The organism is Aeromonas mytilicola subsp. aquatica (assembly GCF_044336385.1).
GTDB classification, from domain to species: Bacteria; Pseudomonadota; Gammaproteobacteria; order Enterobacterales; family Aeromonadaceae; genus Aeromonas; species Aeromonas rivipollensis.
In genome coordinates this window covers 2,053,707-2,070,482 of record NZ_CP172298.1, presented here as the reverse complement: position 1 = coordinate 2,070,482, position 16,776 = coordinate 2,053,707, and the positions used below count along the sequence as shown (strand labels likewise).

The window sequence follows — 16,776 nt, the reverse complement described above, 5'->3', positions numbered from 1 at the left end:
CCTCTTCAACTGGCTCTCAAGAAATCCTCAACTGACGCACAAAGGAGCAGTGCCATGGGTGTGCCCAACCAGTCGACCAGCCATCAGAACACCAACGCGGGCATAGATCTCAAGCACCTGAAGACCATCAGCGCCCTGGCCGAGCAGGGCTCCCTGGCGGGGGCTGCCCTCTGCCTCAACCTCACCCAGTCCGCCCTCTCCCACCAGTTGAAAGAGCTGGAGACCCGCCTCAACCTGGAGCTTTATCTGCGCAAGAGCCGCCCCCTCGTATTGACGGCGGCCGGCCAGCATCTGCTGGCCCTGGCCCGTCAGGTGCTGCCCGCCCTGGCCCAGACCGAGCGCCAGCTGCTGGCCCTGCACAGCGGCGACGCGGGCAGGCTGCACCTGGCGCTGGATTGCCACAGCTGCATCCAGTGGCTGCTGCCGCTGTTGCCGGGCTTTCGCCGCCAGTGGCCCGGGGTGGCGCTCGAGGTGGAGTCGGTACCCGGCTTCGATGCCATCAGCGCCCTGCTCGGCGGCCAACTGGACTTGCTGCTCACCTCGGACGTGCAGGCCCGCGGGGATCTCCACTTCGAGCCGCTGTTCGCCTTCGATCTCACCCTGGTGATGGCGCCCGATCACCCCCTCTGTCACCAGGCCCGGATAGTTCCGGAGGATCTCAAGCAGGAGGTGCTGCTGGTCTACCCGGTGGAACGGGCCCGCATGGACGTGTTCAGCCGCTTCCTGCAACCCGCCGGGGTGGAGCCCGCCCGCTGCAAGCCGGTGGACAACACCTCCGTCATGTTGCAGATGGCCGCCGCCGGGCTCGGTGTCGCCGCCCTGCCGCGCTGGGCCAGCGAGGAATTTGTGCGTCAGGGACTGCTCGAGGCGCGCCCCCTGGGCAGCGGGATCCGCCGCCATATGTATGGGGCCGTGCGGGCCGCCGATCGGGATCAGCCCTGCCTGCAGAGCCTGTTCGAGCGTATTCGCACCCAGATGGCCGAGCAGTAAAGGACATGAAAAAGCCGCCCTAGGGGGCGGCGCTCACGCTGCTCGATACGCCTGCTCTCTGGCGCCTCAGGATCCCTAGTCGCAGCTGGTGGCTCCCTGCCGTCTCGGGCAGTTGCCACAAAGCTCCCCATCCCCTCGCCTGTAGTGCAGGCAGCAGCGCTGGCGCACATAGCCAGGGAAGGCCTCATCCCGAGGGAGCGAGGCCGGACGCCAGCCCGCCAGATGCCCGGCGGGCAGGCCGCAGGCGGCGAGCCAGAGCGGCGCATGGGCTTGGACCACCTCGGGGCTTATCTCCCCGAAGAAATCCGGCACCCGCACCAGGGCCGCCAGCAGATCGTCCGCCAGGAGCGGGCGCACGAAGCCGGGGCGTAGCCGCTGCACCTCTCCAAGCAGTGCGAACAATTCCTGCCAGTGGGCCTGCAACCGCTCACCCGCCACCTTGATCAGGGTCTTCACCTCCCCCTTGATCATGGGCTCCGCCGGCAGGCTGAAGCCGGACACCAGCCCCTCCTGATAGCCCTGTCCCATGCGATCCAGGGCGGGCACGGCCCCCACCCGATAGACGGCCACCATGGCGAGATAGATGGACTGCCAGCAGAGCATGCCCCAGCTGCGGGTCAACCAGTAGGCCGCCCCCGCCTCCGGGTGCGCCTGCTGCCAGTGGCCATGCAGGGCAGCCGCGACCTCACTCGGGGCGCCATGAGGGGGCGCCATCAGCAGCGTGAGGGACTCCCCCGCCAGCCGCCCCTTGAGGGAGGGAATGAGCCCGGCCGCCGCCGCAAACAGGGCGTCGTGATCCGCCAGCAGGGTATGCTGGCTGTTCACCGCCAGGGTGCCGAGGCCGCGAGGCAGGGCGTGCTGGTGGCCATCGGGACCCGCAGAGGGGGCATGCCCCGGCGCAGGTCCGGGGCGCAAGGTCAGAATACGTATTTGAGTCGAGCCTCCACATTGCGCTCAGCCCCGAACCAGCAGTTGTTCTGGTCGTAGCAGGAGTAGTAGGTCTTGTTAAGCAGGTTGCTGGCGCTAAGGGATGCCCCCACCCCCTTCAGGCTCGCGCTGAGGGCGGCGAGATCATAGGAGGCGGACATGTCCATCAGCAGATAATCCGGCACTGTGTCGGTGTTGGCGGCATCGAGCTGGGCCTCCCCCACGTAGCGCAGGCCGGCACCGACCCGCATCCCCTCCAGGCTGCCGCCCGCCTGGTAGTTGCTCCAGAGCGAGGCCATCTGCTTGGGCACCCAGACCGGGGTCTTGCCCTGCAAGTCTGTGGTATCGCGGGTAATCTCCATGTCCTGGCGGGTATAGCTCAGCGCCAGATCCAGCCGGCTGGTGAGATCGGCGCGCCCTTCCAGCTCTATCCCCTTGGAGACGATTTCGCCGGTCTGCAGCTTGGGCCCGTAGACGTTGTCCGGATCCGTCACCAGGGCGTTTTGCTTGGTGATATGGAAGGCGGCGACGGTGAAGGTCTTGCTCATGTCCTCGGAGAGGAACTTGAGCCCCCCCTCCCACTGGTGGCCGGTGGAAGGATCGAACGCCTTGCCGCTCTTGTCCGCCCCCGGTACCGGCTCGAAGCTCTCGGCATAGCTCACATAGGGTGACAAGCCATAGTCGAGCTCGTAGAGGGCGCCGAGGCGGAAGGAGAGGTTGTCCTGATCGATCTGGGCCAGGGAGTGGCTGGCGGATCCCATATAGAGGCTGTGGCTGTCGGTGTCCATCCGGTAGCTGTCATAGCGGGCGCCGCCTATGGCCACCAGCCGGTCGAGGCGCACCTGATCCTGCAGATAGACGCCGGTCTGGGACTGACGGATGGTCTTGCGATCCTCGTAGGAGAAGGCCAGGGCATCCGGCCGGATCTGGTTGTGGTCCGGGTTGAAGATGTCGATGGCAGGCGCAGAGTAGTCGAGGGTGTCCTGATAGAGGATACGCGCGTCCAGATATTGATAGTCGACCCCAAGCAGCAGGTTGTGCTGGGCCGGCCCCGTCATCACCTTGCCCGCCAGCTGGTTGTCGATGACAAAGCCCTTTGAGGCCTCGTCGGTCAAATAAGCGTTGCGGGCCAGGGTGCGATTGTCCGCCGCCAGGGCCGCGTTGTAGGTGTTGCGCTGATAGGCGGAGGCGTCCATGTAGCGGGCGTTTTGCAGCACCTGCCAGTTCCCGTTGAAGTCGTGGCTCAGCTTGTAGCCGAGCAGGGTCACATCCCGGTTGTACTCGTTCCAGTTCTGGTCGCCGAGGAAGCTATCGCTGCCAAGCTGCCCCAGGGGGTTGGACTTGACCGAGCCGCTGGCGGGTACAGTGGTGTAGATGCCGGCTTCGGGATCTTTCTGGTAGTAGAGGTTGAGGTTCAGCAGGGTGCGCTCGCCGAGCTGCCAATCCAGGGAGGGCGCAAAGACATAGCGCTCCTCCTCCGAGGTCACCGCCTGACCCTCCTTCTGGCGGGCCAGCCCCACCACACGGTAGGCGAGCTGCTCGTTGATGGCGCCTGTGCTATCGAAGCTCATCTCCTTGAGAGTACCTGTCCCCGTCGCCAGGCTGACGCGGTGTTTGGCTTCCCGCTGGGGGCGCTTGGCAATGAGGTTGACCATGCCGCCCGGCGGCATGCTGCCATAGAGCACCGAGGTCGGCCCCTTGAACACCTCCAGCTGCTCTATGGCCACGGGATCTATCTGGGGTTGCAGGTTCCACTCGTTGTATTGCAGCAAGAGGCCGTCATAGAAGTTCTGGTAGTTGTCAAAGCCACGGATGTTGAACAGATCCAGCCGGTTGACCGCCCCGCCGCGCAGCTCGGTATTGACCCCGGGCACGTAGCGCAGCGCCTCGCTCACCGAGCTGACGCCACGCTGCTCCAGGGTCTCGCTCTCCACTACCGAGATGGCCTGGGGCGTCTCTATGGGGTCGAGCCGGGTCTTGGTCGCGGTGTTGCGATAGGTCTGACCCAGCACCGTCAGGGTCTCGTCGGCCAGCGCCGCGTCCTGGCTGGTGGGCGCGGCGGCCAGCACAGAGCCTGCCAACAGGGTGGAGATGGTCGCGGCGACCACGGTCAATGGGGGGTGAACAAGTTGCATCTGATCCTCGACTGCCTACTGCATGTGAATAGTAACAAATATCATTTGCATTTTATTGTTCTAATTTGCCCCGGAATTAACAATTTGGGGCATGTTGGCGGGTCAGTGACAAAGAAAGGGGGAGAGAAGGGCGCCATCTGACTTCGTGACGAGTGAAATAGAGTGCAGGGGAAGCCAAATGGAGAGGATGCGGCCTGGGGCTGGTCTGGATGCGCTTTCGCCGGGGTGGCCTCAAGGCCCCCTGCCCTGCTGGCCGAACCGGGCCGGATCAGCCCTCGCATCCGACCTTCGTTTTAGAGTTTTTGCTCTTTTTTCATCCACACCCTTGATCCGGGTCAAGCCCTGCCGACAGGGATGGCGATAGTATGCGGCCCCTTTTATCAGTCCTGTTTGAGACGATACGAGGCCAAACGATCACGCCAATGAATGACATCATCAATAAAGATCTGCACTGTCACACCCAGCTCCACGTCTCCTTCGCCGTGATAGTGCTGACCCTGCTCACCGCCCTGGTGGGGGTCAGCTGCAGCATCCAGCGTGCGGCCGAGGTGAAGTATCACAAGGTGGCCGCCATGTTCGTGCACAACATGGCGACCCAGTTCATCGCGTTGCAATTCAAGCCGCTGGAGCACGTCCTCAACGAGACCGGCAGCTTTATTGACAAGCCCGCCCTGCAGGCCTTCCTCGGCAACGGGCACGCCCCCCTTCGCATGACCCTGATGCAAACGTTGTCCCTCACCCCCTATGTGAAAAGCATCCTGGTCGCCGATCAGCAGGGGCATTTCAACTCTGTCCCCCACCTGCCGGTCGAGGCGGACTTTGATGCCAGGGAGCGGCCCTGGTTCAAATCCGCTACCTCCCGCCCCCTCTTCGTCAGCTACACGGACCACTACGCCAGCAGGATTGACCAGCAGCGGACCATTTCCGTCTCCCGGCCCATCGTCGACAGGGAGGGCTTTCCCCTTGGCACCCTGGCCATGGAGCTCGATCTCGAGCAGATGAGCCATCCCCTGCGCCTGCTCAAGAGCCCCCTCAAGGGGGAGTTCTATCTCATCGCCCGTACCGGCGACACCCTGCTGCACGCCAATGTGGGCAACCTGTTTCACCGCCAGCTGGCGCCACGGCTCATCGCACAGATGACCAACGGGGCCGACCATCTCTATGACGCCGAGCACCAGACCCATGTCTACTACTACGCCTTCTCCAACCCGGACTGGTTCGCCATCTACACCGTCAGCGACGCCGAGTTCAAGGAGGCCAGCCACAGCGAATCCTATCAGTTGCAGATCGCCGTGGCGGGCTGCCTGCTGATCTGCCTGCTCTGCTGGGGCTCACTGCGCCATGCCATCAACAAGATGATCGTCGAGATCATCGCCCTGATGCGTGTCGGCCGCATCGACATGAGCAAGCCAGGAGAGCTGCTGCGCCAGGAGATCCGAAGCGCCCATCACCAGATGCAGGAGGCCGTCGCCGCCTCCAACACGGATGCCCTGACCGGCCTCTTCAATCGCCGCAGCTTCGATCAGGATCTGGCCAGCCATCTGGCTGACGGCCGCCCCTTCTCCCTCGGCATGATAGATCTGGACAACTTCAAGTCCATCAACGACCAGCTGGGGCACCTGGTGGGCGACAGCGTCCTCCAGGCCGTGGCGCAGGAAGGGGGGACGGTGGCCGACGGCCTGGCCAGGCTCTACCGGTACGGCGGGGAGGAGCTGGCCATCCTGATCCCGGGGGAAGACGAGGCCCAGGCACTGGCCCTGCTGGAGCGCTGGCGCCTTCGGGTCCTGCAGCGTCAATGGCGAGAGGCCGGACTGGTGGTGACCTTCTCGGCGGGGCTGGGGCTGTGGCGCCATGAATCGGCCGCACAGCTGATAGCAAGGGTCGATCGGGCACTCTATCAGGCCAAGGAGGCGGGCAAGAACCGGGTTCACCCTGCGGACTGACGGGGCTGGCCGCCTGAGATCATGTAGGCGTCTCGTTGCCGAGCCTAGCGGGGCGCTATGGGCAGCCAGTACTCCATGGAGGCATCGGGCTGCTGGCCGTCAAAGCCCGGGGCATAGCGCTCCAGCTCGAAGCCATCCAACCCGCGATAGCTGGAAGAGGGCAGCCAGTGCAGGATGAACCAGTTGAGGCACTGCCCAAGCGTATCGATGGGGCCCAGGTGGCTGAGTACGGCGTACTCCTGTGCCGGCACCCTGAGGCGCGCCAGCCCGGGGCCGGGCTCGCTCCCCTCCTCTGCAGCCACCCCGGCCCAGTAAGGCAGCCGATCCCCCGCCCCCGACACGTCCACCACCCCCAGCAGCTCGCTGGAGGACAGGCGTCCCCCCGCCTCGCGCCAGGCACCCCAGATGGCGGGCACCGTCTGCTGAAAATCGGGCGCCTTCGCAAAGAGGCCCCGGATCTCCCCCCTGACGCCGTGCAGGGTGAACCCAGGCCGGCTCTCCACCCGCACCTGCACCAGTCTGGGGGGACTGGCCAGGGGCATGGGGACCCGTACCAGGGGGGTACGTAGCCCCAGCCGCAGGCCCCGCTTGCGATAGGCCAGGGGGGAGCAGCCAAAGTGCTGCTTGAAGGCCCGGCTGAAGCTGACTTCCGAGCCAAAACCGTGGTTCAGCGCCAGATCCAGCACCCGCTGACGGCTCGAGAGCAGCGCCTCCGCCGCCAGGCTCAGCTTCAGCTCGCGCACATAGTGGGCCACCGTCTGGCCGGTCTCGTGCAAGAAGACCCGCTGCAACTGCCAGCGCGACCAGCAGCTCTGCTCGGCCAGCTGCTCCAGCGACAGGGGCTGATCCAGGTGGGCGTGAATGTAGTCGAGCACTCGCTCGATGCGGGTGAAATGGGGGCGCGTCCGTGGCGCCGGGTCTGGGAAAGCGAGGGAGCTTGTCATGCTGTGGTCGGGCTCTGTGCCGGCGAAGGGGCGCAGTCGCCCAAGTGGCCACATTAAACATGGCCGCCGTGCCGGGGGCAAGCCTTGTGCGGCCCAGGCAACCCCGGAGTCTGGCCGGTGGCGGCCCGGCTCCCTCTCGTAAGAGCCCTCCCCCAGGCGCCCCCCTGTCACAAAAGTGACGCCTTTCCCTGCCACATTGTTTGCAAACAATGTTGTCAATTGCCCCCAGGGGCACAGTTCAACTCGTGATATGCAGGGAGAGCCAAGATGAAGAAGATTGCCTTGATCACCGGAGCCCGGGGCGGCATCGGATCCGCCATCACCACCGCCTTGCTGGCCCAGGGGTATCGCATCATCGCCACCCACTCCAGCGTCAACAGTGCGGCGGCCCACGACTGGTACGCAGAGCAGGGCTATCACCAGGATCAGGTGCGGCTGCTGGCGCTGGACGTGGCCGACACCGCCATGTGCCGCGAGACCCTGGGCCGCCTGTTGCAGGAGGAGGGCCGGGTGGATGTGCTGGTCAACAACGCAGGCATCACCCGGGATGGCGCCTTCAAGCGGATGGCGCCGGATCAGTGGTTCGAGGTGATCCACACCAACCTGTGCAGCCTCTACAACGTGACCCAGCCGCTGTTCGACGCCATGTGCGAGCAGCGCGATGCCCGCATCATCAACATCTCCTCGGTCAACGGCCAGAAGGGGCAGTTCGGTCAGGTCAACTACTCGGCGGCCAAGGCGGGTATGCTGGGCTTTACCAAGGCGCTGGCGGCGGAAGGGGCCCGCTTCGGGGTCACGGTCAACGCCATCGCCCCCGGCTACACCGCCACCCCCATGGTGGCGGCGATCCGCAGCGACATCCTCGACAGCATCAAGGCCGACATTCCCATGCGCCGCCTCGCCAAACCCGAGGAGATAGCCGCCGCCGTGGCCTTCCTCGCCAGCGAAGCGGGGGCCTATATCACGGGGGAGACCCTGGCCATCAACGGCGGCCTCTATATGAAGTAGCGCAGGACAAGCGGGACCCACAGGGGGCAGCCAACGGGCTGCCCTCTTTATTGGCCAGCGTTACAGCGGACGCACCGTCCCCCCTGGCTCGGCGAAATGGCTGCGCAGGGCGGTGATCACCCGCCGCACCTTCTCCGGGATCTCTCGCTGGGGGGTGATGGCGTGGATCTCCATGGGCGGCACCCGAAAGCCTGGCAGCAGTTCCAGCAGGCGGCCCAGGGCGAGATCCTCGCCAACCTCTCCCTCGGGTTGCAGGGAGATCCCCTGCCCCGCCAGGGCAAACTGGCGCAGGGGCAGGACGTTGTTGCAGAGCACCCTGGGTTTGAACCTCACCCTGTGCTCGCCCCCTCGCTCGTCAAGGAGCAGCAAGCCGCTCCCCAGCATGTCGCCACTGAGCCAGTCGTGGGTCGCCAGATCGGCCGGGGTGCGCGGCGTCCCCTTGCGCGCCAGGTAGGCGGGGGCGGCGCAGAGCAGCATCCGGGTCTGGCCCAGCTTGCGGGCCACCAGGGTGGAGTCCGGCAGGGAGCCAACCCGCAGCGCCACGTCGATGCGCTCTTTGATCAGATCCCGCTTCTCGTCGTCGGCGATGATCTGGATACAGAGGCCCGGATGGGCCTGCAACAGGGGTGACAAGGCCAGCGCCAGCGGCTGGCCCGCCATGCCCACGGGCGCGGTGATCCGCACCTCCCCCAGCAGGCTGTCGCGCACTTCCGAGAGGCGCAGCTCGGTCTGGTTGAGGGTCTGTTGCAGGGACTGGCACCCCTGCCACACCACCTCCCCCGCCTCGGTCAGGCTGAGGCGGCGGGTGGAGCGATGGAGCAGGGTGAGGCCGAGCAGGCTCTCCAGCTGGCCTATATGCTGGCTGACCGCGGAGGGGGTCATGCCGAGGGCCTTGGCGGCCCCCGTCATGGTGCCCGCCTCCACCACGGCGGCGAAGATGGCGTAACGTCTGAGCTGATCCATTATTAAATCCAGCTTACAAGTGAATGCAATTTACAGGTGATTATTAAATCACATCCGGGGGCGTAGGATAGCCTCATTCCCACAGTGAAGGAGACGTCTCCATGAAAATTGCCCTCATAGGTGCCAGCGGTTTTGTCGGTTCAGCCATCCTCGATGAGGCCGTCAGCCGTGGCCATCACGTCACCGCCATAGTGCGCGACACAAGTAAAGTCGCCCCCCACCCGCAGATCACCACAGTGGCGGTAGATGCCCAGGACCCGCAGGCGCTGGCCGACGTGCTCAAGGGGCACGACAGGGTGATCAGCGCCTACAACCCGGGCTGGAGTGCCCCGGATATCCATGATCAGTACCTCAAGGGCTCCAGCGCCATTGTCGAGGCAGCCAAAGCCGCCCACAGCTGGTTGCTGGTGGTCGGCGGTGCCGGCAGCCTGGAGATAGCCCCCGGCGTGCAGCTGGTGGATACCCCGGACTTCCCGGCCGAGTGGAAGCAAGGGGCGCTTGCGGCCCGCGACGGTCTCACCGCCCTGCGCCGCGAAGCCGCCCTCGACTGGCGCTTCGTCTCCCCGCCGGTGTTCCTCGAACCCGGCGAGAAGCGCGGCGCCTACCGTCTCGGGGGCGAGCAGGTGCTCTTTAGCGGCGATAAGCCTGCCGGGATCACAGTCGGGGATCTGGCCGATGGCGTGCTCAACGAAGCGGAACAACCGGCGCACCTGCGCCAGCGCTTCACCCTGGGTTACTGAAGACACTGACCGGGGCGCACCGAGCGGGCTCTCGCCCTCAATCCTCTGCGCCCCACCAACAAAGGGGAGGCTGATGCCTCCCCTTTGTTCATTCGCCTCCCACGGGCACTGCGCCTTCCCTGCCCCCGACCCCAGGCGGGCTCAGGGGCAAGGCGATCGGCAGGGGCGCATTTTCTCCGTGCAATCGACAGGCGGATCCACAGTGTTCGAATTCTATTTCGACTTTTGTATATAACTAAGAATATTTTGTTGCTTCCACCTTATAACCCCGAACAGTAGCATCCCCTCAACCCAAATGGTGCCATCGTGAGCCACGGACCCCGACTCCTGCCACGAGCCACACCGCCGTCTTTGTACCGGAGCCTCGGGACTGCACCCGACATCCGGCAAGTGAGGAGATGCACATGGAACATTCATCACTGCCCATCATCGACTATGCCGCGATCAATGGCCCCCCCGAGGAGCGCCGCCAGATGCTGGCCAGGCTTGGCCGGGCGGCCCGCGACATCGGCTTCTTCTATCTGACAGGCCATGGTCTGAGCGAGGCGGAGCAACGGGAGACCCTGGCGCTGGCGGCCCGCTTCTTCGCCCTGCCCCTGCAGGAGAAGCTGGCGGTGCAGATGGTGCACTCCCCCCACTTTCGTGGCTACAACCTGGTGGGGGCCGAGCTCACCCGGGAGCGGCCGGACAGGCGGGAGCAGTTCGACATCATGAACGAGGAGCAGGCCCTCCCCCTGGCGCAGACCGGCAAACCCTGGCAGCGGCTCATAGGCCCCAACCAGTGGCCCACGGCCCTGCCCGAGATGAAGACGCAACTGCTGGACTGGCAGGAGCGGCTGAGCGACATCACCCTCACCCTGCTCGCCGCCTTTGCCGAGGTGCTGGAGCAACCGGCCGGGGTGTTCGACGAGAGCATCCAGGGTGCCCCCTATCAGCACATGAAGCTCATTCACTACCCGGGACGGGAAGCGGGAGGCAGCGGCCAGGGGGTCGGCGCCCACAAGGATCCCGGCTACCTGACCCTGGTGATGCAGGACGATCACTCGGGGCTAGAGGTGGAGACGGCGCACGGCTGGATTTCCGCACCGCCCCTGCCCGGCGCCCTGGTGGTCAACATAGGCGAGCTGCTGGAGCTTGCCTCCAACGGCTATCTCAAGGCGACCCTGCACCGGGTGCAGAGCCCGCCCCCCGGAGTCTCGCGTCTTTCCTGCGCCTTCTTTATGGCGGCGAGACTCGATGCCACAGTGCCGCTGCTCACCCTCTCCCCCGAGCTGGCGGCGCAGGCACAAGGGCCCGAGAGCGACCCGGCCAACCCCCTCTTCTATCAGGTGGGGGAAAACGTGCTCAAGGGCAGGCTGCGCTCCCATCCCGATGTGGCGGCGCGCCACTATGCTCAGCAACACAGGGTAGCGCAGGAGCCGGTACCGGCCTGACCCCATCAAGGGGGTGGCGACAAGCTGCCATCCCGACCACAGGAGAGGGGCGCCGGCGCGGCCCCCTCCACAGATTTCCACACCAGAACAACAACGCCATAGCCTGGCGACCACGGAGCAAAACGATGAAATTCAAGACCATGAGCGTGCACAGCGGCCAACGAATCGATCCCCAGACCGGCGCCCTCACCACACCGCTCTACCAGAGCAGCACCTTCAGCTACGTCAATGCCCAGGCAGGCAAGGAGCGCTTCGCAGGCCAGGCCCCGGGCTTTATCTACAGCCGCTTCGGCAACCCCACCACCGCCGAGCTGGAGCTGAAACTGGCGGCCCTGGAGGGCGCCGACGAGGCGCTGGTGGTGGCGAGCGGCATGGCGGCGGTGAGCGCCATCCTCTATGCCCTGGCCAGCAGCGGAGATGAAGTGGCCTATGTCGGCCCCCTCTACGGCGGCACAGACGCGTTTCTCAAGCAGACCTTCAGCCGGGCCGGCATCACCATCACAAGTTACGACAGCGATCAGGATCTGCTGGCCAACATCAGCCCCGCCACCAAGGTGATCCTGTTCGAGACCCTGACCAACCCCACCCTCAAGGTGGTGGATCCCCGGGTGGTGGTGGAAGCGGCCCGCAAGGTGGGCGCCATCAGCGTGTGCGACAACACCTTCCTCACCCCCTATCTGCTGCGCCCGCTGGAGCTGGGTATCGATCTGGTGATGCACAGCGGCACCAAGTACCTGGGCGGCCACGGCGACATCATCGCCGGTGTGGTGGCGGGCTCCCACGCGCTGATGAAGTCGGTACGCACCGTGGCCCTCAAGCACATAGGCTCCCCCATTGGGCCACAGGAGGCCTACCTGCTGCAGCGCGGCGTCAAGACACTGCCGCTGCGGATGGATGCCCACCTGCACAATGCCCAGAAGGTGGCAGACTTCCTCGCCGCCCACCCGGCGGTGAAGAAGGTGATCTATCCGGGGCTCGCCAGCCACCCGGGCCACGACGCCCTTGGCGCCTTCGCCAGCGGCTTTGGCGGCATGGTGAGCATAGAGCTGGAAGGGGGCTTCGCGCGCTGCGCCACCCTGCTCGACAACCTGCAGCTGTTCGTGCAGGCGGTGAGCCTCGGGGATCTCGAGAGCCTGGCCTGCCATCCGGCCAGCACCACCCACGCAGCCATGGATGAGGCGAGCCGCCTCGCGGCCGGGGTCAACGACGATCTCATCCGCTTCAGCATCGGAGTGGAAGACGCCGATGATCTCATCGCCGATCTGGCGGCGGCGCTGGCCCTGATCTGACAAGGCCACCCTGATCAGTCGCCTCGGCAGATCATCACGTTCGACCAGCAATAAAAAAGGGAAGGCCAGGCCTTCCCTTTCTCTTATCCATTCCCTAGTGCGGGAAGGGGCCCTGCTCAGGCGTCGTGATAATCCTGGCAGGCGCTCAGGGTGTTCTCCATCAGGCTGGCCACCGTCATGGGCCCCACGCCACCAGGCACAGGGGTGATGAAGGCGGCATGATTGCGCGCCGTTTCAAACTCCACGTCCCCCACCAGGGAGCCGTCGGCCAGGCGGTTGATCCCCACATCGATCACCAGGGCGCCGGGCTTGACCCACTCCCCCGGGATGAAGTTAGGCTTGCCCACCGCCACCACCAGCAGATCGGCGCGGCGCACCTGGGCCTCCAAATCCTGGGTGAAGCGATGGCAGGTCGTGGTCGTACAACCCGCCAGCAGCAGCTCCAGCGTCATCGGGCGCCCGACTATGTTGGAGGCACCGACCACCACAGCATGCAGACCGTGGGTCTTGACGCCGGTCGCCTCGATCAGGGTCATGATCCCCTTGGGGGTGCAGGGACGCAGCGCCGGGATGCGCTGGGCCAGACGACCCACGTTGTAGGGGTGGAAACCATCCACGTCCTTGTCGGGACGAATGCGCTCCAGCACCTGAGTGGTGTCGCAATGAGCCGGCAGGGGCAGTTGCACCAGGATGCCGTCCACCTCCGCATCCTCATTGAGCCGGTCGATCAGGGCCAGCAACTCTTCCTGGGTCGCATTGGCGCTGAGATCATAGGAGCGGGAGACAAACCCCACCTCTTCACAGGCACGACGCTTGCTGCCCACATAGACCTGGGACGCCGGATCCAGCCCCACCAGGATCACCGCCAGACCCGGTGCCCGCTTGCCCAGTGCCAACCGCTGTTGGACTTGTTCGGCGACCTGATTGCGAATCGTTTGCGCAACCTGTTTTCCATCAATGATTTTGGCAGACATCGTTCTTCACTCACCATGTGTTCAACTGCCGCGCATTGTCGCATTTTTTTGGCGCGGGTGTTAGCGGCTCTCGCCTGGCGGGCAATAAGTAGGCATTTGAATTTACTGGCGGAAAAAGTCATTGACGCTGACTTTGACGCTTGGGTATGATGCCCGCCCGTTGCCCAGTCGTACCGCCCCCGGTATGCTGGACGATGAGATTTCGGTGATTAGCGCAGCCCGGTAGCGCATCTGGTTTGGGACCAGAGGGTCAAAGGTTCGAATCCTTTATCACCGACCAGGTTCATCGAGACGTCTTGTGACGGCTCGATACAGAGCGCCCTTAGCTCAGTCGGATAGAGCAACGGCCTTCTAAGCCGTGGGTCGCAGGTTCGAATCCTGCAGGGCGCGCCATTAATGTGACTCTTCCCTCGAAGAGGAGCATTGAAGGCAGATTTCAGTGGTGGCTGTAGCTCAGTTGGTAGAGTCCCGGATTGTGATTCCGGTTGTCGTGGGTTCGAGCCCCATCAGCCACCCCATTATTGCCTGTTCGTGCTGGATCAAGCCGACAGGGGCAAGCCTGACTTGCCATACACCGGGCATCTGATGCCCTCATCAAAACCGGCCCTGCGCCGGTTTTTTTGTGCCTGCGCCCCAGACTCACCGCCTGCCCCGAGCGCTCTGCTTCCTCTTTTCTTCTCTTTGTTCCCCCTGCTCCCTCACGCTTGTCTCTTTGCTGGTCGGTCAGCGTCACGCCAGCCCGCCGCGTTGCCACATCGCCCGGCCGGATCACAGAAATGATCGGAGCCATCACGGCCCCCAGCTATATCCCTGCTCCCCATGATGCAGCGCAAGCTTAAATGTCGATGGCCGTGATAAGGATAAAAACCAGACAAATGCCTTGCCTGCTTCCCTCATCAAGGGCGAGCAACCCCTTGCGTTCAGGCAGCACTATCACGCGTGGCCGCCGCGCCTGACACCAGGGGAAGACGGGCAGAACGTAAATAGATTGTTAAACTAGATGGTCGTGATTCATCTTTTCGTAATCCGTTCACTGCACAATAACGCAATAAATTGAAAATAAAGGAGTTATTGATAAGGACCTGATCAACAGCAGACGGCTCCCCTGCCATGACCCCACACAGCGCAGTGGAAATCTTCCCATACTAGGTTGTCAGCAATGTACATGCCCTCCAAGGAGAGACTGAGATGAGTGAAGAAAGCAAATGCCCCTTCAACCACACCGCCGGCGTCGGCAGAACCAATCGTGATTGGTGGCCGAATCAGTTGCGGCTGGATCTGCTGCACCAGCATTCCCCCAGCTCCGATCCCATGGACAAAGATTTCAACTATGCCGAGGCATTCAACAGCCTCGACTACAAGGCACTCAAGAAAGACCTGGTCAAGCTGATGACAGACTCTCAGGAGTGGTGGCCGGCGGACTTCGGTCACTACGGTCCCCAGTTCATCCGCATGACCTGGCACGCCGCAGGCACCTATCGCATCACGGATGGCCGTGGCGGTGGCGGTCGTGGCCAACAACGCTTCGCCCCCCTCAACAGCTGGCCCGACAACGTCAACATCGACAAGTCCCGCCGCCTGCTCTGGCCCATCAAGCAGAAGTACGGCAACAAGATCTCCTGGGCCGATCTGCTGATCCTCGCCGGCAACGTCGCGCTGGAGTCCATGGGCTTTAGAACCTTCGGATTTGGTGGTGGCCGCCCGGATGTGTGGGAGCCGGATCAGGACGTCAACTGGGGGGATGAAATTGCCTGGCTCGGGGTCGATCCCGATCGGGTCAAGGGCGATCGCGAGCTCACGGCCCCCTTCGGAGCCACCCACATGGGTCTCATCTACGTCAACCCGGAAGGGCCCAACGCCAGCGGTGACTACATGGAGGCGGCCAAGGACATCCGTTCCACCTTCGGTCGCATGGCCATGAACGATGAAGAGACGGTAGCCCTCATCGCAGGCGGCCACACCTTCGGCAAGGCCCACGGCGCCGCGCCCGAATCCCACAAGGGGCCAGAGCCGGAAGCCGCGCCTCTGGAGGCCCAGGGCCTCGGCTGGATGAGCGACTACGGCAGCGGCCACGGCAAGGATACCGTCTCCAGCGGTCTCGAGGTGACCTGGACCAAGACCCCTGCCTTGTGGAGCAACAACTTCTTCGAGAACCTGTTCAAGTACGAATGGGAGCTGACCAAGTCACCGGCGGGCGCCAAGCAGTGGGTGGCCAAGGATGCACCGGAGATCATTCCCGATGCGCATATCCCGGGCAAGTTCCACAAGCCGACCATGCTGACCACCGACCTGACCCTGCGCTTTGATCCAGAATTCGGCAAGATCTCCCGCCACTTCTACGAGGATCCACAAGCCTTCGCCGATGCCTTTGCCCGCGCCTGGTACAAGCTGACCCACAGGGACATGGGCCCCATCGCACGCTACCTGGGGCCGGAAGTGCCCAGCGAGGAGCTGATCTGGCAAGACCCCATCCCCGCCGTCAATCATCCCCTGGTCGATGACAAGGACCTGGCCGCCCTCAAAGAGAAGATCCTCGCCTCCGCCCTGACCGTCGCCGAGCTGGCATCGACCGCCTGGGCCTCTGCCGCCACCTTCCGCGGCTCTGACAAGCGGGGCGGCGCCAACGGGGCGCGCATCCGGCTCGCCCCGCAAAAAGAGTGGGCAGCCAACCAACCGGCACAGTTGGCCAAGGTGCTCAAGACCCTAGAAGGCATCCAGCAGGGGTTCAACGCCTCGGCCACCGGCGGCAAGCAGGTCTCCCTCGCCGATCTGATCGTGCTGGCCGGCGGCATTGGTGTCGAGCAGGCGGCCAAACTGGCGGGCGTCACTGTGACTGTGCCCTTCGCACCGGGCCGCATGGATGCCTCCCAGGCACAGACGGATGTCGACTCCTTTGCCGTGCTCGAACCCCTCGCCGACGGTTTTCGCAACTATCTGGGCGGTGACTACGCAGAGCTCTCGGAAGCCATGCTGGTGGACAAGGCCCAGTTGCTGACTCTCAGCGCCCCCGAGATGACGGTGCTGATCGGTGGCATGCGCGTGCTCGGCACCAACACCGACAACTGCCACGGGGTGTTTACCGCAACGCCTGGGACCCTCTCCAACGACTTCTTCATCAACCTGCTCGACATGGGCACTGAGTGGAAACCGGCGGCAGGAGCCAAGGGCATCTACGAGGGGAGTGATCGCAAGACGGGCAAGGTCAAGTGGACCGGCACCCGCGTCGATCTGCTGTTCGGCTCTAACTCCCAGTTGCGGGCGCTGGCCGAGGTGTATGCCAGTGCGGACGGGAAAGAGAAGTTCGTGAAGGACTTCGTGGCGGCCTGGACCAAGGTGATGAACCTGGATCGCTTCGATCTCGCCTGACGCTCACTCCCTGCATGCCGCCAGGCCTGCTTCAAGGGAAATGCGTGAGAGATGACCGGGCACC

At 64.2% G+C, this 16,776-nt stretch carries 12 protein-coding genes and 3 tRNA genes; 10 read left to right on the top strand and 5 right to left on the bottom strand.

Annotated features, from left to right (window positions below; genetic code table 11):
* Window positions 1–54 precede the first annotated feature (54 nt).
* Window positions 55–990, top strand: a complete 936-nt coding sequence (locus ACFWHB_RS09625; RefSeq protein ID WP_234690918.1) for a LysR substrate-binding domain-containing protein — start codon at window positions 55–57, stop codon at window positions 988–990.
* A gap of 75 nt (window positions 991–1,065) precedes the next feature.
* On the opposite strand, the gene ACFWHB_RS09620 is transcribed toward ACFWHB_RS09625, so the two are convergent.
* Both ACFWHB_RS09620 and ACFWHB_RS09615 read right to left on the bottom strand, forming a co-directional pair.
* Entirely contained in the window at window positions 1,066–1,842 is a 777-nt protein-coding gene (locus ACFWHB_RS09620) for a siderophore ferric iron reductase (protein ID WP_395950191.1), read from the bottom strand.
* A gap of 65 nt (window positions 1,843–1,907) precedes the next feature.
* A complete protein-coding gene (locus ACFWHB_RS09615; RefSeq protein WP_395950048.1) occupies window positions 1,908–4,052 on the bottom strand; it encodes a TonB-dependent siderophore receptor in 2,145 nt (714 codons plus the stop codon).
* Between the two features lie 422 nt (window positions 4,053–4,474).
* Between ACFWHB_RS09615 and ACFWHB_RS09610 the strand changes: the two genes are divergently transcribed.
* Window positions 4,475–5,995, top strand: a complete 1,521-nt coding sequence (locus ACFWHB_RS09610; RefSeq protein WP_395950047.1) for a sensor domain-containing diguanylate cyclase — start codon at window positions 4,475–4,477, stop codon at window positions 5,993–5,995.
* 44 nt (window positions 5,996–6,039) lie between these two features.
* Here ACFWHB_RS09610 and ACFWHB_RS09605 read toward each other — a convergent pair whose 3' ends face one another.
* The gene (locus ACFWHB_RS09605) at window positions 6,040–7,020 is read right to left on the bottom strand and encodes a helix-turn-helix domain-containing protein (RefSeq protein ID WP_395950190.1); all 981 of its coding nucleotides are present in this window, start codon (window positions 7,018–7,020) and stop codon (window positions 6,040–6,042) included.
* A gap of 186 nt (window positions 7,021–7,206) precedes the next feature.
* Between ACFWHB_RS09605 and ACFWHB_RS09600 the strand changes: the two genes are divergently transcribed.
* Complete coding sequence (locus tag ACFWHB_RS09600) at window positions 7,207–7,947, top strand: SDR family oxidoreductase (protein WP_111912918.1); 741 nt, start codon at window positions 7,207–7,209, stop codon at window positions 7,945–7,947.
* 60 nt (window positions 7,948–8,007) lie between these two features.
* Here ACFWHB_RS09600 and ACFWHB_RS09595 read toward each other — a convergent pair whose 3' ends face one another.
* Complete coding sequence (locus ACFWHB_RS09595) at window positions 8,008–8,910, bottom strand: LysR family transcriptional regulator (RefSeq protein WP_163157281.1); 903 nt, start codon at window positions 8,908–8,910, stop codon at window positions 8,008–8,010.
* A 101-nt stretch (window positions 8,911–9,011) separates the two neighbouring features.
* Between ACFWHB_RS09595 and ACFWHB_RS09590 the strand changes: the two genes are divergently transcribed.
* The 3 genes from ACFWHB_RS09590 (at window position 9,012) to ACFWHB_RS09580 (ending at window position 12,372) form a co-directional block, all read left to right on the top strand.
* Window positions 9,012–9,650: an NAD(P)-dependent oxidoreductase gene (locus ACFWHB_RS09590; RefSeq protein WP_395950046.1), complete on the top strand. Its 639-nt coding sequence runs from the start codon at window positions 9,012–9,014 to the stop codon at window positions 9,648–9,650.
* Between the two features lie 404 nt (window positions 9,651–10,054).
* A complete protein-coding gene (locus ACFWHB_RS09585) occupies window positions 10,055–11,083 on the top strand; it encodes an isopenicillin N synthase family dioxygenase (protein WP_395950045.1) in 1,029 nt (342 codons plus the stop codon).
* 125 nt (window positions 11,084–11,208) lie between these two features.
* A complete protein-coding gene (locus tag ACFWHB_RS09580) occupies window positions 11,209–12,372 on the top strand; it encodes a trans-sulfuration enzyme family protein (protein WP_106886616.1) in 1,164 nt (387 codons plus the stop codon).
* 116 nt (window positions 12,373–12,488) lie between these two features.
* Here ACFWHB_RS09580 and folD read toward each other — a convergent pair whose 3' ends face one another.
* Complete coding sequence (gene folD / locus ACFWHB_RS09575; protein WP_005326697.1) at window positions 12,489–13,346, bottom strand: bifunctional methylenetetrahydrofolate dehydrogenase/methenyltetrahydrofolate cyclohydrolase FolD; 858 nt, start codon at window positions 13,344–13,346, stop codon at window positions 12,489–12,491.
* Window positions 13,347–13,549: 203 nt separating this feature from the next.
* Here folD and ACFWHB_RS09570 point away from each other — a divergent pair.
* The 4 genes from ACFWHB_RS09570 to katG all read left to right on the top strand — a co-directional run bounded on the left by ACFWHB_RS09570 (window position 13,550) and on the right by katG (window position 16,712).
* A tRNA-Pro gene (locus ACFWHB_RS09570) sits at window positions 13,550–13,626 on the top strand.
* A gap of 36 nt (window positions 13,627–13,662) precedes the next feature.
* A tRNA-Arg gene (locus tag ACFWHB_RS09565) sits at window positions 13,663–13,739 on the top strand.
* A gap of 49 nt (window positions 13,740–13,788) precedes the next feature.
* Window positions 13,789–13,864, top strand: a tRNA-His gene (locus ACFWHB_RS09560).
* A 670-nt stretch (window positions 13,865–14,534) separates the two neighbouring features.
* The gene (gene katG / locus ACFWHB_RS09555; protein WP_395950044.1) at window positions 14,535–16,712 is read left to right on the top strand and encodes a catalase/peroxidase HPI; all 2,178 of its coding nucleotides are present in this window, start codon (window positions 14,535–14,537) and stop codon (window positions 16,710–16,712) included.
* Window positions 16,713–16,776: the final 64 nt, after the last annotated feature.